The organism is Dyadobacter sediminis, from assembly GCF_005860765.1.
Lineage (GTDB): Bacteria > Bacteroidota > Bacteroidia > Cytophagales > Spirosomataceae > Dyadobacter > Dyadobacter sediminis.
Map to the genome: position 1 here is coordinate 1 of NZ_VCEI01000004.1, position 25,086 is coordinate 25,086.

16 protein-coding genes are annotated in these 25,086 nt (G+C 44.6%); 10 read left to right on the plus strand and 6 right to left on the minus strand.

The features are described from left to right. Together FEM55_RS25090 and FEM55_RS00495 are read left to right on the plus strand one after the other, a co-directional pair. Positions 1-211: hypothetical protein (locus FEM55_RS25090; protein ID WP_212748279.1), on the plus strand; the 211-nt coding region annotated here is incomplete at its 5' end. A gap of 567 nt (positions 212-778) precedes the next feature. Further along, positions 779-2,266, plus strand: a complete 1,488-nt coding sequence (locus FEM55_RS00495) for an alpha-amylase (RefSeq protein WP_138279374.1) — start codon at positions 779-781, stop codon at positions 2,264-2,266. A 209-nt stretch (positions 2,267-2,475) separates the two neighbouring features. Here the strand turns inward: FEM55_RS00495 and FEM55_RS00500 are convergent, their stop codons facing one another. Next, positions 2,476-3,765: a sensor histidine kinase gene (locus FEM55_RS00500; protein WP_138279375.1), complete on the minus strand. Its 1,290-nt coding sequence runs from the start codon at positions 3,763-3,765 to the stop codon at positions 2,476-2,478. A gap of 193 nt (positions 3,766-3,958) precedes the next feature. After that, a complete protein-coding gene (locus FEM55_RS00505; RefSeq protein ID WP_138279376.1) occupies positions 3,959-4,378 on the minus strand; it encodes a response regulator in 420 nt (139 codons plus the stop codon). A gap of 333 nt (positions 4,379-4,711) precedes the next feature. On the opposite strand from FEM55_RS00505, the gene FEM55_RS00510 reads away from it, so the two are divergent. Continuing rightward, positions 4,712-6,952, plus strand: coding sequence for a PAS domain-containing sensor histidine kinase (locus tag FEM55_RS00510; protein WP_138279377.1), 2,241 nt, complete (start codon positions 4,712-4,714; stop codon positions 6,950-6,952). Between the two features lie 455 nt (positions 6,953-7,407). Here the strand turns inward: FEM55_RS00510 and FEM55_RS00515 are convergent, their stop codons facing one another. Then, positions 7,408-9,072, minus strand: coding sequence for a phytoene desaturase family protein (locus FEM55_RS00515; RefSeq protein ID WP_212748280.1), 1,665 nt, complete (start codon positions 9,070-9,072; stop codon positions 7,408-7,410). 353 nt (positions 9,073-9,425) lie between these two features. Between FEM55_RS00515 and FEM55_RS00520 the strand changes: the two genes are divergently transcribed. The 5 genes from FEM55_RS00520 (at position 9,426) to FEM55_RS00540 (ending at position 17,649) form a co-directional block, all read left to right on the plus strand. After that, on the plus strand, positions 9,426-11,192 hold the full coding sequence (locus tag FEM55_RS00520; protein ID WP_212748281.1) for a glycoside hydrolase family 2 protein: 1,767 nt from the start codon (positions 9,426-9,428) through the stop codon (positions 11,190-11,192). Between the two features lie 497 nt (positions 11,193-11,689). Beyond that, positions 11,690-15,673 carry an Ig-like domain-containing protein gene (locus FEM55_RS00525; RefSeq protein WP_138279379.1) on the plus strand — a complete coding sequence of 1,328 codons (3,984 nt, stop codon included), beginning with the start codon at positions 11,690-11,692 and terminating at the stop codon, positions 15,671-15,673. Between the two features lie 410 nt (positions 15,674-16,083). Beyond that, a complete protein-coding gene (locus FEM55_RS00530) occupies positions 16,084-16,518 on the plus strand; it encodes a VOC family protein (RefSeq protein WP_138279380.1) in 435 nt (144 codons plus the stop codon). Positions 16,519-16,845: 327 nt separating this feature from the next. After that, a complete protein-coding gene (locus tag FEM55_RS00535) occupies positions 16,846-17,406 on the plus strand; it encodes a DUF2975 domain-containing protein (protein WP_171036426.1) in 561 nt (186 codons plus the stop codon). Positions 17,407-17,409: 3 nt separating this feature from the next. Next, complete coding sequence (locus FEM55_RS00540; protein WP_138279382.1) at positions 17,410-17,649, plus strand: helix-turn-helix domain-containing protein; 240 nt, start codon at positions 17,410-17,412, stop codon at positions 17,647-17,649. A gap of 150 nt (positions 17,650-17,799) precedes the next feature. On the opposite strand, the gene FEM55_RS00545 is transcribed toward FEM55_RS00540, so the two are convergent. Further along, positions 17,800-18,312: a hypothetical protein gene (locus FEM55_RS00545; protein WP_138279383.1), complete on the minus strand. Its 513-nt coding sequence runs from the start codon at positions 18,310-18,312 to the stop codon at positions 17,800-17,802. Positions 18,313-18,966: 654 nt separating this feature from the next. On the opposite strand from FEM55_RS00545, the gene FEM55_RS00550 reads away from it, so the two are divergent. Both FEM55_RS00550 and FEM55_RS00555 read left to right on the plus strand, forming a co-directional pair. Then, positions 18,967-21,414 carry an ABC transporter permease gene (locus FEM55_RS00550; protein WP_138279384.1) on the plus strand — a complete coding sequence of 816 codons (2,448 nt, stop codon included), beginning with the start codon at positions 18,967-18,969 and terminating at the stop codon, positions 21,412-21,414. 255 nt (positions 21,415-21,669) lie between these two features. Next, positions 21,670-22,671 (plus strand): amidohydrolase family protein, encoded by a 1,002-nt coding sequence (locus tag FEM55_RS00555; RefSeq protein WP_138279385.1) that lies wholly within the window; start codon positions 21,670-21,672, stop codon positions 22,669-22,671. Between the two features lie 99 nt (positions 22,672-22,770). Here FEM55_RS00555 and FEM55_RS00560 read toward each other — a convergent pair whose 3' ends face one another. Further along, positions 22,771-23,577, minus strand: a complete 807-nt coding sequence (locus FEM55_RS00560) for a relaxase/mobilization nuclease domain-containing protein (RefSeq protein ID WP_138279386.1) — start codon at positions 23,575-23,577, stop codon at positions 22,771-22,773. Continuing rightward, the gene (locus FEM55_RS00565) at positions 23,574-23,909 is read right to left on the minus strand and encodes a plasmid mobilization protein (protein ID WP_138279387.1); all 336 of its coding nucleotides are present in this window, start codon (positions 23,907-23,909) and stop codon (positions 23,574-23,576) included. The genes FEM55_RS00560 and FEM55_RS00565 overlap by 4 nt, the downstream gene beginning before the upstream one ends. Positions 23,910-25,086: the final 1,177 nt, after the last annotated feature.

Here is a 25,086-nt window from a genome sequence, read left to right on the forward strand (position 1 = left end):
GGCGTTACATTCAAATACATACCAGCACAACAAAGACGTAACACAGCATCCAAGCGGACTTTTGCAGGGCAGCCAAGTGGCTTGCTTGTTTTTGTACCGGATCAAGCTGGTTGAAAGCCGCTGTTTTACCAATGCTTTCCTGCTACTCGCCCGCGTGCGGGACAGTTTCCCGAACATGCCTGAGCCAAAACAACATTCCAATGTGTATTGATGTTCCTTTACTCCTGCTTCTATATTAGTTTCGACCTTCAACGAAGTTTCAAAAAAGCTAAGAGAGCCTATATAGTTTATCTGTACATTAGTAAAGCGTATTCCGGACTTTTACAAAAATCGCAGATTTGTAAATGGTGTTTACCGGAAAGTCTGTACTCTTATTCAGCAGTACCAATTGTAAAACTTGAAATCATATTTTTTTCTTTTAATTCATCGCCTCCGGAACAATAAGCAAATTGGTACTAAAGACATCATCAATCTGGTGCTTAAGTATCATAGGCAAGCTCAGCCAGTAAGAAGGGTACTACAAAACAATTGTTTTGTGACGACAGTAAGGTTTCCTGTTCCGCTCAAATACCTATTAGCTTACCAAACTTCAGGTTAGTTCAATCTAGGAGATCCAATATGGTCAGCAATTATTTTGCTATAAAACTTCTCCTCTATTTTCCGCTTATTATTGCCAGTTTTATAACTACATGCAATGACAAAGCAATAGGCATAATAATTAAACAAAGCCTTATAAGAGGCATTTGTAGCCTTTGTGTATATAAAATGGAAATAATTGATGGAAAATTTTACAATGCTGCAGTTTTTTGAATGGTATTATCCCGCTGATGGTAGCTTGTGGGGTCACTTTGCAGCAGAAGCACAGCGCCTGAAATCAATGGGTTTTGATGCTGTGTGGTTACCTCCGGCCCACAAGGGAATGGCAGGTGACCAGGCGTCCGGCTATGATTCCTATGACTTGTATGACTTGGGCGAGTTTGATCAGAAAGGTTCTGTACGAACCAAGTACGGCACAAAAGATGAATTCATAACAGCGGTCAGAAAAGGACAACAAGCCGGTTTGCATGTATATGCCGACATTGTCCTGAACCATATGGGCGGAGCCGATGAAAAAGAACCCGTCATGGTCCGGGAAGTGACTCCTGAAAACAGGAATGAATTTGCCAGTGAACCAAAGCAAATAGAAGCCTATACACGGTTTACTTTCCCCGGCAGGGATGGAAAGTACTCGCAGTTTATCTGGGACTATCAATGCTTTTCAGGTGTTGATTACAATGCTTCCACTCAGGAAACGGCCATATACAGCATTCAGAATCAATATGGAGATGGCTGGCAGGATGTACTGGATTTGGAAAACGGAAATTATGATTACCTGATGCTTTCCGACATCGAGTTCAGAAACCCTCATGTAAGGCAGGAACTGAAAAGATGGGGTGAATGGTATTACGAAACCGTCGGGATGGATGGGTTCCGCCTGGATGCCATCAAGCACATGCCTGCTGAATTCTTTAACGAATGGCTCGATCACCTGCGTGGCAAGTACAACAGGGAGTTTTATACTGTAGGCGAGTATTGGGCACCTTACGATTTGCCTTCCATGCATGCGTATATCGAATCCACAAACAATAGAATTTCTCTGTTTGATGCTCCGCTACAAGGTAATTTTTATAAGGCTTCCAAAGAAAAAGACCATTTTGACCTTCGTAGCATTTTTGATAATACCTTGGTCCAAACCCATCCCCAATTGGCTGTAACGCTGGTTGAGAATCATGATACTCAGCCTCTGCAATCTCTGGAACAAACCGTAGAGCACTGGTTTCGCCCGCTTGCATATGCGCTGATTTTGTTAAGGGAAGCAGGTTATCCTTGCGTGTTCTATACGGATTTGTATGGGTCTACGTATAAGGACAAAGGTACCGACGGAGAGCATTACGAAATTACGCTTGAAAAGCTGGACAGCCTCGAATCGCTGCTGCATATACGTAAAAATATAGCATATGGATTACAGACAGATTATTTTCAGGCTCAAAACAGTATTGGCTGGATCCGGGGCGGTGATAAGGAGCATTCCGACTCAGGCTGTGCAGTAGTGCTGTCCATTGGCGGTGACACGGCCATTCCTATGCAGATAGGACATGAGCATACAGGTAAGACATTTGTAGATTATTTGGGCAACTTTGATCATGAAATTATCATTGGGCAGGATGGCTGGGCTGAATTTCCGGTAAAAGAATGCTCGGTTTCGGTCTGGGCCAGAAAAATATAGCAAAACAAATTACGCAGCTGGCATTGTTAGCTGCGTAATTCTTTTTTTAGTACCTGAATACTTGTTTTTTGATGAGTTCAGCAAGGCGAGTACTGCTGAATATATTTTAAACGATGTGCTTCTGATTTGCTGGTTGTCATGATTTTTCCCGTTTTGCAATAAGCTTCTTTTCATTGAATGCTTTTTAAAGTAAAGCCCTTAAAGGTACTTTACTGCTTACCATCCATCGGAAGCAAAATTGTAAATACGGCACCCTGATCCGGACTGCCCGATGCATAAATGACTCCATTGTGATTTTCAACTACTTGCCGGCATATAGCCAGACCGATTCCTGTTCCCTGGTAAGAAGAACGGCCATGCAGCCTTTGAAACAATTCAAAAATTCTGGATGCGTGCTGTTGTTCAAAACCGATGCCATTGTCTTCTATCTGAATCTGATGATAAAAATCAGCGATTATACCGGGTTGTTTGGCAGAAGGAATCTCATGTCCCAGAACCGAGTCATAGCCAATCTTGATAAAAAGATCCCTGTCCGGGTGTCTGTAGCGGATTGCATTGGAAATCAGGTTCTGAAAAAGTTGAGTAATCTGGATTGGATCTCCGCAAATTCCGTGCAGCTGATCAATGCTGAAGGTAGCGCCGGATTGTTCAATATTCAGTGACAAAGCCTCGATAGCCGCATTCACTGAATCGTTCAGCTGAAAATACTGCAGGCTGCTTCTGGTTGACGTCCTGGATAAATCCAGAAGGTTCTCAATAAGTTCAGCCATCCTTTCCGCCGAAGTCTGTATTCTGTCGACAAGTCCGGTCAGCTCTTTTTGTGGTCCGTCTTTTAGTTTGGCATTCAGCAAGGTAGCAAATGACTTGATTTTACGCACTGGCTCCTGCAGGTCATGAGAGGCCGTATAGGCGAAACTTTCCAGGCTTGTATTAGTTTTTTCCAGCATTCTGATTTTTTCCTTGTCTGAATGGCTGGCAAGGATCAATTGCTGGCTGGCTTCGTAAAGCTCTTTTGTGCCGGATCCGTTGGTTGAAGATGGCGTGCTGCATTGCTGAGCGGCAATCAGGATTCCCTCCGGCTCTCCGTCATGGTTCCAGATGGGTGATAAATGAAGGTCAAAGAGTTCATTTTGTTCGTGGGTTCCACTGGCTTCTACCTGCTGCATACAACAGGTACTGCCAAGCCGTACCTGATCTGTTAAAGCACGAATATTAAATCCTTCCACAGCAAAGGCGTCCAAAGCACTTTTGCCAATACCTTTTAAATCATCATGACAGAACTTGGAACAATAGGCATCGTTGTAGAATTGCCACAATGTTTCTCCCCATAAAATCAATGAAGGCTGCTGGTTTCCAAGGGCAAATTTAAAGCTGTGAAGTAAGGGGCCGGACCAGTTGTCAACGGATCCCAGCGGATGTGTATTCCAGTCCAGCGAAGAAAAATGCTGATATGCCCGTTTATCTGTCCGGTTTGCAAAAAAACTTAACTGGCTGGACATATGACCTGGGTGAAAATAAACCTGACTGTTCGATTGATATAAACTACAAGGGTTTACAGTATAAATAGCATGCCTTAAACACCGGAAATTCAGTCAAAAGCTTTAAATATACAAACCTGTATAACAATAATACCAAAATCGAGAACGATAGTAACCAAGCCTCCCGAAATCGCTCAATCTGACAAAGGCCCTCTCAGTCAGAAAGCGATGACAGCCGGACTGTCATAAACCAGTACCTGATTAGCTCATCCACAATGCTTTCAAGCTGGGGGAACGTCTTTGGTTTAACTATAAAGCTTGTAGCGCCCAGATCATAAGAACGCTCTATGGAATTGGAGTCTGCTGCGGTAGTCAGGACAATGACCGGAACACGGGCCATGGATTTGGCAGCCTGAAAATGGCTTAGTACTTCAAACCCGTTCATAACGGGCATGTTCAGATCAAGAATTATCAAGTCCGGCCAATATTCCGACTGATCCATTTTTACCAGTGCCTGCCGGCCGTCACCTGCGAAGTCCAGCTCACATCGGCAATGGCTGTTTTGAAAAGCTTCCGATAGCAGAAACTGATCGTCCAGATCATCTTCAATTATTAATATTCTTTTGCCAGGCACGCTGTTTTAGTTTGTTAATGAAAGTGCAAATATACTGCTATCTTTGAAGTTAACGTAAGTGCCATCTTGAACCGGTTGTTTTATAGCTCACACCTGATAAATGATGATGAAACGATTACATTACACCATCGATTTAAATCCATTTTACCAGTGATCACTATAAATGTTGCCGGACTGCAACAGTCCAGAGCCAACCATGCTGCGCTGCTACAAAAAATCAAGAGGCATATAACCAGTCTACAAGCACATCCGGTTGCTGATTTTACCATATCCAGGTACACTTGTGGCATTGGGCCCTGGCTGTATGCATATGCATTGGCAACTCATCCGGATATGGAACAGTTGCAGCAGGCAGAGCAGGTTCACACAGAAATATACCAGCTTGTCAGGGAAATTACCACATGTCTGGCAGGCAAGAATTACGATCAGGCACAGCAGATTTTTTCGCAGGCCAATATTTTAAGTCAGGGCCTGGATGAAATACTGGATCAGTTGGAGAAGCAAATGGTAGCTGGTGAACAGAAATCCTCAGTCGGAATTGCTTCTGAAAACATCCCTGAATGGTATACAAGCAGCACAGTCTTATCAGAAAAGCAGGCTGGAATGCAGGGTAAGGTAAGCTTTGAGACACTTGCTGAAAACACGGATGTATTGATTTTGTTTACTGACCAGGATGGCAGTATCTTCTATGTTAACCCTTCGTGGGTGCATGCAACGCACCGAACACTGCAAAAGGTTACCCGTAATGGCTGGACTGATATGATTCACCCTGATGATCTTTCCGCAGCCACGGATACGATGGCAGAAGCATTTACGAGTAAAAAAACAACTTGCTGCGAAATCAGAATACATGGCAATGAAGGCCGGGACAAATGGTTTTCGCTTCAATCCCAGCCTTGGAGGCAGGCGGATGGCCGTTTTGCCGGATGTATTATTGCACTGACTGATATCGACCAGCACAAGGCCATAGCCTTTGACAACAAGATAAAGACTGCGGTACTGGACCGGTGTGAGCTCATTATCGGCATCAGTCTGGTGAATCCGATGCCCGAACCAATCTATAACAATTCCTATACGCTCAAAAAACTGGGCTGGCAGACAGGCAAGGGCAGAACCTTGATCGATGCGATTTATCCCGATGACCGCACAAAGGTTATGCAGCTACTGCCTGAACTTATTGCGCAAAAAGAAGGCAGCCATGAAATAAGGCTTTATAACGAGCTGACTGGTGAGCCCTTCTGGATACAATGGGATGTAATGGTACTGGATCAGATAGAAAAAGGCTTCCCGTCCATTCTGGCTACCATCAGCCCGGAAATTACCCAAAGAAAACAGAATGAGCTGCTGCTCAGACAACGGGAAGGTGCCTTGATGAATGCACTGGAAATTGCCCGGCTTGGAACCTGGACAATGGAAATCGCCTCCCGGAAGGCAGTATTTTCCGGACGGCATCTGGAGATGTTTGGAGTCCGGACAAATCATATGAACATAGAAGAAGCCATCAGCCATGTGGTTGACAGTGATAAGGAACAGTTGTCCAAAGCTTTTTTTGATGCCCAGAAGCCCGGAAGTGATGGCAAATTTGATGCTGAATATACCATTATCAACGCCAGTACCGGGAAAAAACAGGTTATCCGTACGCTGGGACAAACCTATTTTGATACGGATGGAACCCCGCTCAGTATAGCAGGCATTGCCCAGGATATTAACGAATACCGTGATTTGCAGTGGTCTCTGGAAGCCCAGGTGCTGGACAGGACGCGTGAGTTGCACCAGCGTAACATGGAACTGGCAGCTGGCCATGATCTGATGCAGCAGGCAAACCTGCAGTTGATCCGGTCCAATGAAGATCTGCACCGCTTTGCATATGTAGCATCTCATGATTTGCAGGAACCCCTTCGCAAGATCCAGCTGTTTACAAACCGGCTGGAAACCGAAATTACAGAAGTGGCCCCCAGAATGAAAGATTATCTGGACCGGGTAAGGAAAGCCGCCGAACGCATGTCGATGCTGATTAATGATCTGCTGATCTTTTCAAATGTTTCCAATGATATGATGCAGCAGATGCATACTGTTGTGCTTACAGACCTGATGGAGCAGGCCATAGCCAACCTTCGGGTACCGATTGCCGATAGCAACGCCAGCATTGACATAAAAGAACTGCCTCAGTTAAAAGGGAATGCCAAACAGCTCAGACAGCTTTTTCAGAATCTGATCAGCAATGCACTGAAATTTCACAGGATTAAAGAAGATGGCAGGCCAGTGCCGCCCAGGATAAAGGTTCGGTCCGAATTAATGGAGCAGACAAATTTACCTGCCGGAATCACCCCTTTCAAAACGGTCCGGTACTATCATCAGATTAGTGTCCAGGACAATGGCATCGGATTTGAAGAAATGTACCTGAACAGGATTTTTAAGGTATTTCAGCGTCTTCATAACCGAAGCAAATACAGCGGAACAGGCATAGGGCTTGCCATTTGTGAACGGATCGTTGCCAATCATGGCGGGGTAATCACTGCCAGAAGCCAGCCTGGGAAAGGGTCTACCTTTTACATTTACCTTCCCCGGGATTGAAACATGTTTTGAAGTCGTTGCACAAGCAGAATGAACTGTACCATAGTTGCGATGCTTTTTGTACTAAATTGGACCTGATTTTTTTGAGTACAAAAGCTATGCAAAAACGGGCCAATATTATGTGTGGGCAATGATGATGATCATTATCTGGTTACCGATGCACTGGCTGACATTTGCTGTAATAATCAGGTAGTTGTCTTTGAAAGTGGCTATGAACTGATTAAGTATTTGCATACAACAAACAAAAGGCCCTTTTACATCTTGTGCGATCTTCACTTGTCCCGGCTGTGGAAAAGGCATATAGGTCGCTGGTGCAAGGCTTTTATGTAAAATCCAAAACCTATGAAGGTTTTAAAAAAACAGCTTGGGGCCATTTGTGAATACTGGCAGGAAGCAACCTTGCCGGATGAACCTGACTGAAACTGGGGGAAATCTGACACGGACTTGTTCAGAATTTACAAGTCCTTTATACCCTTTCGTTGACTGATTTTTCGCTTGATCCAGTCCGGATACTGCGATGCATCCTCAGCTGCATAGACGCGAAGTTTCTGGGATAGATCCGGTTTCAGCAGCTCAGCCTGCGTGCTATCAAGAATCCGGGCAGCAGTTTGCACACCCGAATAAGTGGCACCTGCAATTCCGTTGGCAAGAATACTTGCACCACATAAATACAGGTTTTCTATCTCACTCCGGCTCTGATAGCCAAAGGCGCCGATTTGCCAGAAGCTCTTTTCTGTGCCATAAATGCAGCCATTGGTCGAGCCAATGTAGCGTACATTTGTTAACGGTGTACCTAATTCTTTGTGGATGATGCTGTCACTGATACCCGGCAGCACTTTTTCCAGTGATTCGATCATTTCAATGCATAATTGCTCCTTGTACTGCAGGTACGCTTTAGAACGTCCGGATGCTTCGTCCTTGAATTTATCAAACAGGGTGTTATCCAGTAAAGTGATCACCTCGAGCGTATGATGAATGCCATCGAAGCTGGTGGGATCTTTCAACGTGCTGCAACTGATGAAGAACCGGGACAAGTTCGGTGACTTGTCAGTTTCTTTCTTGTAATGGCTTTTTGAATCTGTATCGGGTATGACCCACACATTCCCTGAATCCAGCCCGGCCTTGCACACATCCATCTTGACGACAAGGAACAGTACCAACGATGCACATGAATACCTGGTCTTTGCAATTTGTTTGATCAGTTTTGCACTCAGGTGCTGCTTCCCGATCAACTGCAAATATGTTTTTTCCGGATCAGCATTCGAAATGATCGTTTTGGCGTACATTTTCTGGCCGTTTGCAAGCTCCACGCCGATAGCACGTTTGTTTTTTTCTCCTTGTACCAAAATACGTGCTACTTTCTGGGCAGTCAGGATTTGTCCCCCGTTTCTTTTAATCCTGTTTGTCATCGCCTTGACAATGGCACTGCCGCCGCCCATGGGATAAAAACCGCCGTTTGAATAGTGGTCCATCACCGCAGCATGATATGGAAAGCAGGCTTTATCCGGCGTCAGGCCGTGATTGCCCCATTGAATGGTTAATACCGTTTTCAGTAGTGGGTCCTTAATGTACCAGTTAATAACTTTCTGGAGATTGAAAAGGCCGTATTTTCCCAGATGCCTGGTGCGCCAGGGAATTGTAACATGGTCCCAGAAACCCTGCATCCGAGGAATCAGCGCTAACTGGCCGCTTACTTTCCTGATCATCGCCAAGTATCTCGATAACCCTTTCTTTTCAGCAGGGAACCGTTCTGAAAGATTACTGTAAAGTTCATCGAAACAGGCTTGGATGTCGATCCGGTTTGGTCCTACCCAGCAGTGTTCGTACGCTGCCGAGTTCATCTCAAAGAACACAAGCTCATTTGCGATTCCTAATCCTTCGTACAGCTCCCTCGTTGTCTGGCCCTGGCCAAGCTGGCCAATGTAATGGCATCCGGGCGAAAAGCGGTGACCGGCAATGTGAAAGCTATGGCACCAGCCACCCGGAACATTGTGCTGTTCGAGAACAAGTACTTTTTGTCCCTTGCTGGTTAAACAGATTGCAGCTGCAAGCGCGCCCATTCCTGAACCGATGATAATGGTATCGGCCTGTGTTGCTGGATCCTGATTCTTGAACGACAATATATGTTACAGTTAAAATGATAACAACAAGCTACAATCTAGGGATTTTTTCGACCTGTTGGATGTAGTACTTCCAAATTATGCACGATACCGCAAGCAGGAACGGTTTTGTATGAATACGGATGTAAATCATAGCTGACACCGGAGCATCCCGGAATAGTAAAAGCGTTGAAAAACAGGAGGGACCATGATAGCGCTAAATAAAAGGGTATCATCTTTTATTAGCTTTTGATGCAACAGCCTTGTTATATTTAAAAATTATTGATCATCCGTTTACCATTCCAGCAGCATAGTTTGTAGTAGCCATGAAGTTTATTACCGGAAAGTTTTTCTATTGCTTATTCCTTTTGATTTTGAGTACTGTTGCAGATACCATTGCACAGGTTGCTAAGTTGCCTACGCAATGGACAAAACAAGCCATGGAATCCCAGCTCCCACTCAGCGAATATCCCCGGCCGCAAATGCAGCGTGAGGACTGGATGTGTCTGAACGGTAAATGGGACTACCAGGGTGGCCGGCAGCTTGCCAGCGCGCTAAATCCCTCTAGCCCCATTGCCTTTGACAAACAAGCACAGCAGATCCTTGTTCCTTACTGCCCGGAATCTGTTCTTTCCGGTATTGAGCGCAATCAGGAAATCAATATGTGGTATAAGAAGCAATTCGAAATTCCGGCTTCCTGGAAAGAGAAACAAATCATCCTTCATTTTGATGCTGTGGATCATGATGCCACTGTTTTTGTGAATGGACAAAAGGCAGGAACACACGCAGGCGGTTATGACGCGTTCAGCTTTGATATCACCTCCTATTTAAAAAAGGGAAGTAACGTACTCATCGTCGCCGCACACGATCCGAATGACGGCAAAATGCCGTCAGGCAAAAACGGACCCAGAGGAGATTACACCTTCAGCTCCGGTATCTGGCAAACTGTATGGCTTGAACCGGTCAATAAAAACCATATCAAGAACATCCGTCTGCTGCCCGATCTGGCAAACAGCCGGTTGAAGGTACTGGTGGATGCCGGCCAGGCTGCAGTCCTGGCGGTTGCCTCAGAGAATCAGAGAGTGGTTGCCCGGGTTAAGGCTGAGGCAGGCACCGCATTTTATATTCCCATTCCGAACCCGAGATTATGGTCGCCGGATGAGCCTTTTCTGTACGATCTCAAACTTAGTTTACAAGACAAAAACGGGAATGTCACCGATGAGATTGCCAGTTATTTTGGCATGCGCGACGTCAGGCTGGGCAAAGTTAACGGTGTGGTCAGGCCTTTGCTCAACGGAAAATTTGTCATGCAAATAGGCTTGCTGGACCAGGGATACTGGCCGGACGGCATTTTAACAGCACCTACGGAGGAGGCATTGAAATATGATCTGGAATTCACTAAAAAGGCCGGGTTTAATCTGATCCGGAAACATATGAAAACCGAGCCGAACCGTTTTTATTACTGGGCTGACAAACTTGGTTTACTGGTCTGGCAGGACATGCCGGCCATCTGGTACCCACAGGAAGATACGACCAGAACGCGGTCTGCTTTTCGTAGTGAACTAAAAGCCATTATAGACAATCATTACAATGCCCCTTCCATCATCACCTGGGTGCCCTTTAATGAAAACTGGGGTGCTTTTGATGTGAAAGAAATTACCGACTGGGTCAAACAATATGATCCATCCAGATTGGTCAATGGCAATTCGGGCTTCAACAATAATCCGGATTATCAGAAAGCTTATGGCGATCCGGGGAACGGCGACTTTGTAGATACGCACATTTACATTGGTCCTAAAAACGCATCCGTACCGGACGACAAACGTGCTGCTTCTCTGGGTGAATTCGGAGGTTTGGGCCTTTTTGTAAGAGGCCATATGTGGCCCGTCGAAAATAATGCCTATGGCTATGAACCGACAAAACCAGCGCTTACAGACCGCTATGTACTGCTATTGGATCAGGTTGAGCAGCTGATGAAACACAGGGGCCTGAGCGTTGCTGTCTACACACAGACAACGGATGTAGAACATGAAGTCAACGGACTGTTAACTTACGACCGTGCATTTGAAAAGATGGAGATTGAAAGGGTTAAAGAAGTAAATCAGGCAGTTATTGAAGAAGGAAACAGAATTAAGCAGTAGGCTACAAACCATATGCTGCTGAATTAGGTTACAGAACTACAAACATATTTCTATTAATCTAAAACCATAATCATTAATTTAACAGTTATTTCAAGTATGCTCACAAAAATAACCGTATAAGTCGACGTTTGAGAAATAAACCAGTACTATATCAATCAGTTATATTTATGCGGGTTAATTTTAATGAGATTTTGTTTACGTTTTGTGTCTAATATTAATTAGATTTCTTTCATTGACAAAAGCCTATCATATTAGGTTTATTGCTTTAATCGCGCAGCAGAAATTCTGATACATTATCAAAGAAGAAATGAATTTTGTTGAAAGTATTAATGGCAAATAAAATCGAATGGTACAACGGCAGACGACGTCGATCAGCTTGTTTCAGACATTAAACAACTACTCAGTACCGCACTTTCAAAGACTTGGCTCAGCTTAAAATCAAACTAGCGCAACATCAGTTACAAACTCAATTTTCCAAACTTTAAACTGATCAAATAATGAATAAAAACTTTACTACCGTACCACAACAAGAAAAGCTGTTAACTTACCAATGGTGGTTATTACTGATCATTGGTTTCCTGATCAGTAGCCATGCACAAGCTCTGAACCTGACTTCGGATCCTGCAGAACCTGCCAATAAAAAGGATGTCTCCAAAACCAATTCAGACGCTGTTCTGGCCGGTGAGCAAATAACAAGCTTTACTTTAATTAACTCAGCTACAAAGGCAGCCATACAAACACTTACCAATGGCAGCACGCTCAATTTGGCTGCCTTGCCTACTAAAAATATCAATATCAGGGCAAATACCAGCCCGGGTATTGTCGGCAGTGTTGTATTTTCCCTGAGCGGCACTGAAAGTCGAAAACAAATTGAATCACAGGCTCCTTACGACTTGTTTGGTGACGGTCTGGACTGGACTCCGTCGGCAGGAAGCTATAACTTAAGCGCAACGCCTTATTCAGCGGCCAAGGGTCTGGGTACGGCTGGTACAGCCACGTCCATTTCTTTCAAGGTTGTAAATCCGCAGACAGTTCAGGTAAACTTTCAGGATCCCGCCACAGTTCCGCCTACAGGCTGGGTGCGGGATTATGGTCAGGGTTATGGGCTGCGGACTGGCACTAACCAGGGAAAAAACCTTCGTTACGGCTGGAAAAAACGGTTGGATGGCAGCTTGCTTGATATTGCTGTTGGCGGGGATACGCCCGGTAACGGCAGAAATCGCAATTGGCAGGCCAATGTACTGCAAGGCACTTTAATGCACATGCAGGCTGATGACATTGTCGGTAATTTTAACGGCACGAAAGCAGAAGGCTACTGGGAGATAGAAGTACCCAATGGCTACTACGATGTAACGGTTTCGGCGGGTGATGCTGGTATCTATCCTTTTCCCGAAAAACACAGCCTGAATGTAGAGGGAGTTGAGGCAATAAGCGGCTTCATTCCCAACGGACTGGCTAATACTGCCACACGCTTTAAATCGGCTACAGTACGGGTAATGGTTTCTGATGGCAACCTGACCATTGATGCGGATGGCGGTATTAATACTAAAATCAATTCTGCCCGCATTGTGCCCGTTACCAGCGGGCCCTATGCGTACTGGTCTGTAAATGAGCAGCAACTGGCTATTGAAAAAGGCAGCTCCACCATTGGCAAAACCTTTTCTCTGGAGCTAGGCAACTCTGGCAACACCAATGCTCAGTATACCTTATCGGCAGTATACGAAGCCGGCGGCAGCGGTTGGCTAAGCTTTAATACCACCCATTACGGCACGGAGCCCAATGTTACTTTCAATTATGCAGCTGCCGAAAAGTTGCCGGTGGGTACGTACAAAGCTACGGTCAAAGCCGTGGCTTCCGGATTTAGCAGCGGCAGCTTTATTGTACAGGTAAAAGTAAGTGCTCCCCACCCTTATGTAGTTTCGTCTACACCCGTAGATGGTGCCATGAATGTAAGCGTAAATACGGCCAGCATTGCCGCCAATAATCTTTATGTGCCCGAAGTTGAGGGATACACAGGTGGCGTAGACAATAGTACGATTACAAACAGCACGGTAAAGTTACTTAAAGTAGTTGATGGGACTGCCACTCAAATTCAGGGCGTGGTGCAAGGGACCGGAGGCGGGGACGCGATCAGCTTTTCGCCTACGTTTGCCCTGGAAGCGAATACGACTTACAAGTTTATGGTAACGGATGGTGTAAAATCGTATAGCAAAGCTTCTTTTATTCCGTATACGGCTACTTTTACCACAGGTGCCGCTCTTGAGTCAACTGATCCTTTATCTGTTGAATTTACCAAGGTGGCCATTGCCGGAACCGAGCATAAAGTATATGCTTCTTTGGTGATTGGTCCGGACGACAAGTTTTACGCCTTGCGGCTGGATGGTGTAATTGAAAGATTTACAATCGATCGCACCAGTGGCATGCTTGGCAATCCGCAGTTAATTACCACGCTCGTTAGTAAATACGGAAGTCGTTCAGCCATAGGATTGGTCTTTGATCCGGCTTCTACTGCCACCAACCTTGTAGCTTATGTTTCTCATTGCTCCTCCAAGCTGGTAAATGCACCCGAATTTGATGGTAAAATCTCCAAACTAACGGGAGCAGGTTTGGCTACCGAGCAGTTACTGGTTACCAACCTGCCTCGCTCGGCCAAAGATCACCTGGTGAACAGTCTGGCATTTGGTCCTGATAAAGCTTTATATTTCAATCAGGGCAGCAATAGTTCCATGGGGGCTTATGATGGTTCCTGGCAACGTCCGGAAAGTTTACTTTCCGGGGCAATACTGCGTCTGGATTTGACGAAACTGAATGGTATCACGCTTAATGCCAAAACAACTTCTAATCAGAGTCTGATCAATTCGGCCAATGCTAGCCAGCTGCGTCTCTCCGACAGTACTTATAATCCTTATGCTACGAATGCTCCGCTGAAAATCTATGCTTCCGGTATCCGGAATGCCTATGACCTGGTATGGCACTCTAACGGACAGTTATACGCTCCGGCCAATGGCTCTGCGGCCGGAGGTAACACGCCTGCTTCCATAGCAGGAACCCGGCGTCCGGATGGCACCTTCTATAATGGCCCATCCATACCAGCTACTTCGGGGGTTCAGGTCCAGAATGACTGGTTATTCCGTATCAAGCCAAATGGATATTACGGTCATCCTAATCCTTTGCGCGGCGAATACGTTTCCAATCGGGGAAATAAAGACAACAGTAAATACCCTGTTACTGTGGGCGCCGACATAAATTACCGGGGAGCAGCCTTTGACTTTGACTTGAACCGATCGCCCAATGGCGTTATTGAGTACAAGAGCAATGCTTTTAACGGAGCGTTGAAAGGTAAATTGCTCGTGTGCCGGTTTAGCGGAGGAGGTGATATCATTGTGCTGGAACCAGGCTCGCTGGTAAAAGGCAGTGCTGAAAGCCTATACGACATCAAAAAATCCTATACCGGCGCGGGTACCAATGGATTAGTGGGAATGTCCGGCTTTATCAATCCGCTGGATATTGTGGAAGATGTGAAAACAGGAAACTTGTACGTGATTGAGTTTAACTGGAATAATATACCCGACAGAACTTCCCAGATTACTTTGTTACGAGTGAGCAGCTTGTCCGATACCGAAGGGTTTGCTACGGCTTTCCCTAGTAAGATATCGGCTGTAGAAGTCGTGGGAGTCACCACCACTGCTACTTCCTCGACAAATACGGCTCGCTTTGCCGGAACTTCTTCCCAAGCTGCTACTATGAGAACTGCCAACGGCAATGATGACGATGACGACAACGACGATGATGACAATGATGATGATAGCCACAGCGATGATGACGACGTGCGTGATTTCTCCAAGGTGGCGCTGCACACGGTAACGATCTCCAATACTGGCCGTGGCAATCTGGTACTGAAAGGATTGGCTATTACCGGTGCCAATGCCGACGAATTCAAGATGTTTGGTCATCCTGGTGCTAATCCGAATAAACCCGTGAAAATCCGCAAGAACAGTTCAGTTACTTTTAACATTGCTTTTTATCCTAAATCCAAAGGAGAGAAATTGGCAAAGCTGGAAGCTGTCGGCAAGAAAAAGAAAAAGGATCAGGTGGTATCCGTCGAGCTATCCGGCCTGGGGATTTCTTATGAAGCCGATTCTTCTACTGTCGGTGCTCGTCAGGCAAATAAAGAAGAGGTTACTGCAAAGACCGCTCAGCAGGCAACAGCGAACGCGCCTGTTCTTAAGATTTATCCTAATCCGATCCGGAATGGAGAAAAAATATATATTGACCTGACAAACTTCGCAAAACAGGAGCCGGTAACCATTACCATGTATGATCGCTACGGGCAGTTGTACCAGGCGAAAACAGTCAACACCGATGCGCAAGGAGGCACTTCCTTGGAAATGCCTGCCACCAAAGCCATGAGACCGGGTATTTACATTATAAAAGCGCATACTGCCACCGGCGTGGAGCAATCAAAATTCATAATGGAGTAGCTTACACAATTGCCATTTATCTAAAAAGGAACGTTCACAGCGTTCCTTTTTTAGTGATAATAAGCACGAATTTCACTTTGGATTCAATAACAATCCATTTTCTGATGCTTCGTGTCTGAAAACTCTGCAATGGAAAGTACGATGCTGTTCAATCAACTGAGTGAAACCGGATGCAGAACAACCATCCACAGCTTGTGCTTCCTGCAGGGTACAGCGTTTTCGTAATAGTAAGATGGCAGAGTTAAAGACTTTTGTCTTTGAGCCTGTTACGGAATGAGTTCAAGCTATGGTGTACATATGACATTAAAAGACCTGACAGTTCTTCTTGTAACATTATCGCATTCATCAGAAAAAGAAATTCTACAGTGTTGACAGTGATGTAAGCATAAAAATTTATAAATATAAAATATATGAAAGCAATTAATCCTTGGATCAACTTCAACGGAAATGCCGAAGAGGCTTTCAACTTCTACAAATCGGTTTTTGGTGGAGCATTTGCAAAAGTAGTTCGGTTCAGGGATCTGGCAAATGCTGGATTTCCGGTGTCGGAAAGTGAAGCCGATAAGATAATTTATATTTCCCTGCCGATAGGAAAAAACAATGTATTGGTAGCTAACGATGTTCCAGAAATAATGGGACGAACAAACGAAAATGAGAACAGATCCAAAATAGCAGTGAGTGCAGCAAGTCGTGAAGAAGCAGATAAAATTTTCAACGGGCTGTCGGCAGGCGGAAATGTTGAAGGTCCTATTGGAGATAGTCCCTGGGGTTCATACGCCGGGATGTTTAGAGACAAGTATGGCATTGAATGGATCGTGGAATATGACCCGAATGACCATGATTAAACCGCATGTTTCAAAATTGTAATCATAGTTCAGGCATCAGTAAGCAGCCTTACTGTTTATACATTCATAAACAGTTATTTGAGCAAGCAACAAATTTTTAAAATACCGCTTTTGCCCGGAATAACCATTTTGTTCATTCTCAATAAAAATTAATTAATAATCAAGAAATATTTATTGATATTCAATAAATATAGTTTCCTTTGTGTAGTTAACAAAATCTTGATGCACATGGAAACTAAGTCACCTTATTGGGTATTTCCCACCGTCAAGCGGCTGGTTACCCTTTTCTACTACCTGGTGCTGGTCGCTTTGGTCCTATTCGCAGCTATGAGTAGCCTGAAGCTTTTGAACGCCCAAACCGGTCCCTTTCCACTGGGCCAGGGACAACAGCCCAACTATGTATCTGTTCCGGTAGCCTGGGCACCACCCAGCAACAAAACAATCGTGACAGCAGACGAACCTCTGCTTTTTTTAACCCCTCAAAAACAGACTGGCCAACTTCAGGTTCCGATCCGATCCATACCCGGTCTGTTAATAAGCATTCTCGGGCTCGTCGGTCTGGTGAGTGCATTATGGATGTTCCTTTTACTGCGCCGGATATTTCGTTCGGTTCAGACCGACACGCCCTTTCAGGCGGCCATTGCCCGGCAAATTGCCACAATGGGATTTTTGTTTCTAGGACAGACAGCCGTTGAACTGCTACTTAAACTAGCGCTCTGGCACCAAACCAGACCATATTTCAAACAAATAACACTTTCCAATCAAGCTTCACTGAGCGTGGACATTCAACTGGATGGCCCCTGGTTGCTGGGCCTGATTTTGTTGGCGCTGGCCCAAGTTTACCGGCGGGGAATTGAAATCCAACTCGAAAATGAATTAACAGTCTGAACCATGCCTATTATTGTTAACCTGGATGTAATGATGGCTAAACGAAAAATATCGCTTTCTGAACTTGCCCAGAAAGTAGACCTTACCCTCGCCAATCTCTCGATTTTGAAGACGGGCAAAGCCAAGGCAATTCGCTTCAGTACGCTGGAAGCAATTTGTCAGGCTCTGGACTGTAGGCCCGGAGATATCCTTGATTTTGAACCTGACAGCCATTCTTCTTCCGTTCCGGCCAAAGAACACTAAATGCATCTTTCATAAACAATGTGCTTCATGGCTATGTCCTGTCCGTAATGATGCTGGCAGATTATGTTTGTCACTTTCTGCATCTTCACAAAAAAGCCGCTTCGGAATACGAAGCGGCTTCTTAAGTAATTTTTTATTGATTTCGCCGGATCAATTCAGATCGGAATTGTCTTTTTTATTCTTCCGTTTCTTCTTCGATTTCATGTCCGACATATCGGATTTTTCGGTATTGGTACTACCCTGGTTTTCGTTCAGGTTACTTGTTGTTGGATCCGATTCGCTGGTTGCAGCAGAATTACCGGTGGTGCTGGTTCCCTGCTGTGTATTGCTGTTGCTTTGCGTTGCCGGGTTGGTACTGAACGGGCTGCCATTTTGTTGTCCTGTAGGATTGATGGCATTATTTGTAGTACGGTTGTTCACCGAATCCGAAGGGTTTTGCGTGCTGCTTTGTGTTGCCTGATTGGCATTACTCCAGCCATTATTACGCTGCCCCGTAGGGTTAATGGCGTTGTTAGTAGTGCTGTTTTGTGTTTCCGTGTTACCCTGCTGGGTTGTCGTGCTTGTTCCCTGGCTTGGGTTGGATTGATTGGTGGTGCTCTGTGCGTAAAGCGTTCCACTTGCTATCAGGATCAATGCGGCGATTGCTGTTTTTATTTTCTTCATAATAGTTGAATGTTGATGAATACTGTGAGTATATAAATTTCCGTTCCAGAGCGCTGCCGGCATTGCCGCATTTGACAGGAATGAAAAACAAACTGACTTGAAATTCAACTGAGTTGAACCAGGAAACAACGATTGTACAACACAGCCATGAATATCTGATGAATCTGTAATGAGGAAAAAAATGGGTTGTCATTTGCATAGTTCGAGTAAAAAAAGGCATGGGCCTTCAAGGATCATCGTAAATTTTCCATCGTTTTTCAATGCATGCTGAACCGTATAAAAAACGGTCCGTTCGCAGGTTTTAACGGCTTCTGATCAGTGCAGGAAATATTGATAGCCGGAAGCGTTTGAAAGACCGGACAGTATTTAATGCAGATGTTCGGAATCGTACACTGATTAGGCTGTAAAAGCCCTTTATAACGAAACCGGACACTATTTGGCTGATGGTACAATAGTTGAAACAAGTAAGTATGACAAACCTGAACTGACTTACTTTGAAAGCATTCTCTACTTCCTTACGCTGGCACTGTGCCTTGTCAGCAACATACTCGCGCAAAACACCTACAGCATGTGTGAGTTTCGCGGCACGGACCATCCAGCCGGATGATGAAGGCCGCAATGTGGTTCTACCAGAACATTAAAACAGCAACGATCATGCTCCAATCCTACCTGAAAATTGCAATACGCAGCTTGTGGAAAAACAGATTATTCACAATCATCCATGTGACCGGACTGGGCCTGGGCATTGCTGCTTTTATACTGATATTCGAATATGTAGCCTTTGAAAAAAGTGTGAACATGTTCCATAAAAAATTACCTGACTTATACCGGATGCTCGACAGCCGTCCTACCGGCGATGTTTTCGCCCAGATGGCACCGGCCATTGCACCTTTGGTCAAAAAAGAATTCAGTGAAATAAAGGCATATTGCCGCCTGGCCGAAGGCTCGGCAAACGGAATCATAACGATTCAGGAACCGGACCGGAAAGGATCTGTCCAGTCCTACCGGGAAAACGGACTGGCTTATGCTGATGGCAGCTTCTTTACGCTTTTTACGTTTCCGTTACTTTACGGCAATGCACAATCCGCTGTTTCGGAAACAAATACAATTGCCTTGTCAGCTTCCCGTGCCAGAACCTATTACGGAACTGAAAAGGCAATCGGAAAAACACTGACAGTAAACAATCAGTTTGGAAAAACCTTGTATACAGTCACTGCCGTCTATGAAGATATGCCCGAAAATTCAGATCTCAGGTTTGACGCAGTCCTGTCCCTGCAAACGCTGGCCAATCCCGCCAATCTGAATGGCAATGGCTGGGCACGGTTGGATGGTTTTGATGGTTCTTACGTCACCAACTTTTTCCAGCTGACTGAAAAGAGCAACTCCGGCAAGCTTGAAAATAAGATTAACACGTTAAAGAAAAAGCTGAGTCCTGAAGACAAAAGCAAATTTGTTCTGCAGCCCTTGTCTCAGATTCACTTAGGCTCTTCCACGGACGATCCTTACCTGACCAGCGGAAGTCTGTCATTTGTTTACCTGCTAAGTGCCATTGCAATTCTGATTCTGGTAATTGCATGGTTTAATTACATCAATCTTTCCACAGCCGCTTCGCTTAAAAGATCCAGGGAAGTAGGTGTCAGAAAAGTAGTGGGCGCAGGAAGGTTTCAGCTTGTCAGCCAGTTTTTAGGCGAATCTTTTTTGCTGAACTTTATTGGCTTTGCAGTAGCCTTGCTGCTGGTTTACTCTGTACAAAAAACGTTTAACGATTTCACTCAGAAGAATTTTTCACTTTCCGGATTACTGGCGGATCCGGCGTGGATTGCAGCAGCCATATTATTAGCTCTCGGCGCATTCCTGTCTGGCAGCTATGTGGCATTTTCAGTCACTGCTCTCCAGCCGGTGCAGATACTTAAAGGTACCTCGGGTGCCAAAGCCAGTACAGGCAACGACAAATGGCTCCGCAAAGTGCTGGTCGTCGCTCAGTTCGGTGTTTCAGTTACTCTCATCATTTCAACCCTGGTGCTTTACAGACAGCTTGCCTATATGCAGAATAAGGATCTGGGATTTGATTCTAGGCAACGGCTGGTTATCAATGGTCCGCAGCTTGGAGAAGAAAAAGCACTTGGGACAAGCTCGGCACTACTCGATAATCAGGTCAGTGCACTGCCTTATGTCAAGAACCTTAGTCACACCGGGATCGTGCCGGGCAATTATTATTCCTTTAATGCCTCGGGAATTGTTAAACAGGGTGAAAAGCAGGATGACGCAAAGAAAGGGTATGCAATGGGAATTATTGACGACCGGTACTTATCCTTATTTCAGATCGGCCTGGCAGCCGGAAGGAATTTTACAGTCCGGGAAGCGGAACTGGCATGGGAAAAAAGCGGAAAACTGATGATCAATGAATCTGCGGCGCGTCAACTTGGATTTGAATCTCCTCTGAAAGCAGTAGGAGCCATCATCAGCTGGGGACAGCCGTTTGAAGTAGTTGGTGTAGTTAAAGACTACAATCATCAGGGACTGCAAAAAATGGTTGATCCTATTATTTTCATGCCCCGCCGGTCAGGCGGTATGCTTGTTCTGGAACTTTCAACGGGCCATATGCAGCGACAATTAAAGGAACTGGAAGCACTTTACAAAGCTGCTTATCCTGGAAATCCATTTGAATACTACTTTGTTGACCAGAAATATAACGAACAATATAAGACTGAGAAACAGTACAGCCAGGTCTTTGCACTGGCTTCTATGCTGGCCATATTCATAGCCTGCCTGGGTTTGTTCGGGCTCGCCAGTTACATGACAGAACAGCGGACCAAGGAAATCGGGGTCCGTAAAGTTTTGGGTGCCAGTATTGCCGGTATTCTGGCACTGATATCAAAGGACTTTTTACGATTGGTTTTTATTTCCATACTAATTGCCTGCCCTGTTGCCGGATATCTGATGAAAAACTGGCTCGGGAACTTTGCTTACCATATCGATATTACGTGGTGGATGTTTGCAGCCGCAGGCGGACTTGTCATTTTCATCGCGGTGCTCACCGTCGGCTTCCAAAGCCTGAAAGCTGCATTGATGAACCCGGTTCAGTCGCTTCGAAATGAATAGTTATCAACTTTGTCATAACACTCCGGAATGCTTAACAATTCTAAAATCGCTTTCAGGAGCATTGTAATCAATAAAGTTTATACTGCTATCAACATCATGAGGCTGCCTGCTGGCCTTGCAATCGGATTGTACATATAAAAATCTCGAAAGAAATAAATCGAGATCTGAACAATAGGTAAAGCTTTGCCGATTTGATCTTCTTAATCCGGAATCTCAAATTTAACAACTCTTTTTACCTAATCCGGTCCAGAAATAATGAATAAAATTGGTTTGATTTTACCAGGTACTCTGTTGCTGGCTTTGATACTCAGTATTTCTTCTCTGGCGCAGAAAACTGGAACCAATCATTTGCCCATCATTGATGTACACGTACATGCCATGAAAGTGAATCCGGCTTTCAGTGCAGATTTATGTCCCTGGTTTCTGAGTAACATGCCCGGTGCTAACCCGAACAGTCCGGCACCGCCTTTTTTTAATACGGATTGTGCCCAGCCTCTGAAGGCGGCCAAATCCGATAAAGAATTTCAAGATTCCCTGATTGCTACGATGAAGCGGTTGAATATGGCCATCATCGCAAGCGGAGATGCAGGCATCATCCGTAACTGGCAAAAAGCAGCAGCACCAGGCCGGGTCATTCCCAGTCTCAGTATAAGCTCCTCCGAGGAAATGTCCGTAGTTGCTTTTACCGATTCACTGTCCAAAGGATTTTATAAGGTAATGGGCGAAGTAGCCCCGCAGTATCAGGGTTTTTCTCCCAGTGACAAATCCTTGGATGGCTATTTTGCCGCAGCTGAAAAACTGAATATTCCGGTGGGTATTCACATGGGTACCGGCGGTAATGGCAACATCAATATCAACAATCCAAAATACAGGGCTTCTCTGGGAAATCCCTTTTTGCTGGAAGATTTGCTGGCCCGTCATCCCAAATTGCAGGTATGGGTAATGCACGCTGGTTATCCTATGATGGATGAAATGCTGGCTTTAATGGGGGCAAACGCTTACGTGTATGTAGACATAGCGGGTATGATCTGGAGTTATCCGTTAGAGGAAGTGAATAGCTATATCAAACGGCTTGTGCAGGCAGGTTTCGGCAAGCGGATCATGTATGGAACCGACTTGATGGTATGGCCTAAACTTCTGGAAACTTCCATCGGGGTCATTGAGAATGCTTCTTATTTATCTTTTGATCAGAAACGTGATATTTTGTTTAATAATGCCGTCCGTTTTTTCCAGCTGGATGAAAGTAAGTTTAAGTGAATGAAAAGGAGGCAATGAATCGAATAGCCCTCCTCTTCCGGATATTCATTATCCGAAAGAAGATTTCCTGTTCAGGAATGTTGCTCATCAGATATTGGTTTACATCCTACGTTTCTGCTTGTGTTCCGGTTTGACTTGCTGTAAGTGCTCTTTTCTGATCTCTTGGTTTTTGTCCAGCCTGTCCTGCAGATGTTTGGCTGTAAAACCAACATCCTGCCCTTTAATCGGCACGTTCTGATAGCTGTAACTCGAATGCTTAAGCCTGCCCTCCTCAATCTTGTATCTGCACTCAATTCCTTTTTCTTTCAACCGCCGTTCCATGTCTTCCGGACTGTCAGATTCTTCTTTTAAAGCAGCTTTGATGGCTATATTGATTACTTTCTGGGCTTTTTCCTGATTGACTGCCACATGCCTGAGTTTGCCTTCTTCCAGCTTTTCCAGTTTCGAAAAACCAAGTTCTTCTGTGATCTCTTTACAAATTCGACCATTGCGCGCATAGTTATGCGATGTTTCAAGTGCCTTGCTGCCATCTGTCGGTACGCGGTTGATATAAACATGGATATGCTGATGTGGCTTGTCATGGTGCACATACACGGCAATCTGGTGGTCTTCAGGATCCGCACCCATCTTTTCACAGTAACGATTGGCTGTTTCGATCATTTGCTCGCGTGTAGGTTTCTCTTCCGGCTTCCAGCTGATTGATGAATGCCACACCGGTGTCTTGCACCGGCTGTAAGATGCTTCTTGCTGCATCTCGGCAGCAATACCTTCCGGGTCCTGCGAAACCACATTGTAGGTAATCAGAAGATCAGACTTGCCCATGATCTCTTTGCCGTCAGCTGTGTAACCCGCTCCGTAATGAATGGCGCCTGAAAAGCTGGATCCAATCGACGTTTTGGCAATCATGCTTTTAGTATTTTTTTTAATTGCTCCAAAACTTCAAGCAAAGGCTTTTCATTGAAAAATCCTTTGTTGGCATGAGCTGTAAGCTGATTCAGGTTGTTGCCGATTCCTTGCAGGTTACGCTTTTCATCCTTGTCAAACCGCGCTTGAATCTGATGTCCGGTGCTCAGCCTTCGCAGGTATTCAGAAACGCTCAGCCCGGCCAGGATGGCATTGGCCTTGATTTGTGCATGCTCCTGTTCGCTAACCCGGACCGGAATCATTTTACCTTTGTTTTCCCGCTTGACCACTGTGGCTTTGCGAACTTCATAATGCGGGTTCTTCTCGTCTTCCATAAACATTTATTTCAATAAAGATCTGTGATCTTCTGGGTTTGGCGCGTAATCCCGGCAAGTCAAGGGAGGTACGACCCAGGTGTTTGGATGTGCAATTTCGGCAATGACAAAAACATTGTGTATACAAACACATGGCTTGCTTTTACTTACAACATATTTTTTCTAAATGTATAGATTTGATTGCGTTCCGTCAATTGGTATTGCTGTTTTATTTTAATATTGAAATTACAACTATACTTAACTGGTATGATGGATATACATTGAAGCTATACACAATGTACCGGCTAGATGTTCAGATCTGAGTATCCGGTTACATGTGTTTGTCCTTTTTTAGGCCGGAATGTATTCTTTTTTGTGGCAACTACTGTAACGAAAGTAGTTGCCAAGATATACCCGAGTTCATCATTTTAATAAATATTTGTCTTCATTGTCACTGTAAAATTCTGACAATCTTTCATTTAGCATAACACGGGACGGGTGCCGCGCGATTAAACGAGTATCTGCGGCTGACTTCTACTTTAAAATGCTAAGTAGCGCTTCAGTTTGTCTGGACAATCCCATCCATTTTTCACAGCACAGTGAAGAATTTACCTGTTTGTAAAATACCTTGAAAAGGCCAGCCTCCCATTTATTTATAACAGATTATAGCAGGAAGCATTGGGACATTAAAGAAGTTGTAAGTTGCTTTCCCAACTATTCTGATGTTTTCATCATTCTTTGTATTAGATCAAAAAAACGGCAGGTTTTAGGCATTATATCAATATAAATAGTTGTAAATCAGTGTATAAAACTAAATGATTCATCCTTGCAGCTTGATTGAAAGTATAGTTTAATTGATCAGTAAAATTTTACATCAACCAGCATCTTTACTTTGTGTAAATCTGAAAAAACCAATTCAACAATTAACCAACAGATTGTAAGAAATTAGATTGTATTTAGCCTTGTTTCTGACTAGTATGAAGCCATTGTTTGTCCAAGAACGCTCATTTGTGAAAGATATCAATATAAGCAATTCTGAGAAGGAATTTAAAATTTAGGCGTTCGTTGTACTGAGGTTCTTCTTACAAATAGCCGGAAAACGGCGTTAGTAAACTATGTATTTAGTTTTGGCTTTCTCAAAGGCCGTAAGCCATTGACTCCAAGATCCGGGTTTGTGTTGAAGGAGTATTTTCCCAAC

Excerpts from the sequence above, each read along its gene's own strand:
- FEM55_RS00545 (WP_138279383.1), bottom strand. The coding sequence starts at position 18,312 with ATGAAGAAAATAAAAACAGCAATCGCCGCATTGATCCTGATAGCAAGT.
- FEM55_RS00500 (WP_138279375.1), bottom strand. The coding sequence starts at position 3,765 with ATGTCCAGCCAGTTAAGTTTTTTTGCAAACCGGACAGATAAACGGGCA.
- FEM55_RS00525 (WP_138279379.1), top strand. The coding sequence starts at position 11,690 with ATGAATAAAAACTTTACTACCGTACCACAACAAGAAAAGCTGTTAACT.
- FEM55_RS00495 (WP_138279374.1), top strand. The coding sequence starts at position 779 with ATGGAAAATTTTACAATGCTGCAGTTTTTTGAATGGTATTATCCCGCT.
- FEM55_RS00530 (WP_138279380.1), top strand. The coding sequence starts at position 16,084 with ATGAAAGCAATTAATCCTTGGATCAACTTCAACGGAAATGCCGAAGAG.
- FEM55_RS00510 (WP_138279377.1), top strand. The coding sequence starts at position 4,712 with ATGGAACAGTTGCAGCAGGCAGAGCAGGTTCACACAGAAATATACCAG.
- FEM55_RS00540 (WP_138279382.1), top strand. The coding sequence starts at position 17,410 with ATGCCTATTATTGTTAACCTGGATGTAATGATGGCTAAACGAAAAATA.
- FEM55_RS00560 (WP_138279386.1), bottom strand. The coding sequence starts at position 23,577 with ATGATTGCCAAAACGTCGATTGGATCCAGCTTTTCAGGCGCCATTCAT.
- FEM55_RS00535 (WP_171036426.1), top strand. The coding sequence starts at position 16,846 with ATGAGTAGCCTGAAGCTTTTGAACGCCCAAACCGGTCCCTTTCCACTG.
- FEM55_RS00550 (WP_138279384.1), top strand. The coding sequence starts at position 18,967 with ATGCTCCAATCCTACCTGAAAATTGCAATACGCAGCTTGTGGAAAAAC.
- FEM55_RS00565 (WP_138279387.1), bottom strand. The coding sequence starts at position 23,909 with ATGGAAGACGAGAAGAACCCGCATTATGAAGTTCGCAAAGCCACAGTG.
- FEM55_RS00555 (WP_138279385.1), top strand. The coding sequence starts at position 21,670 with ATGAATAAAATTGGTTTGATTTTACCAGGTACTCTGTTGCTGGCTTTG.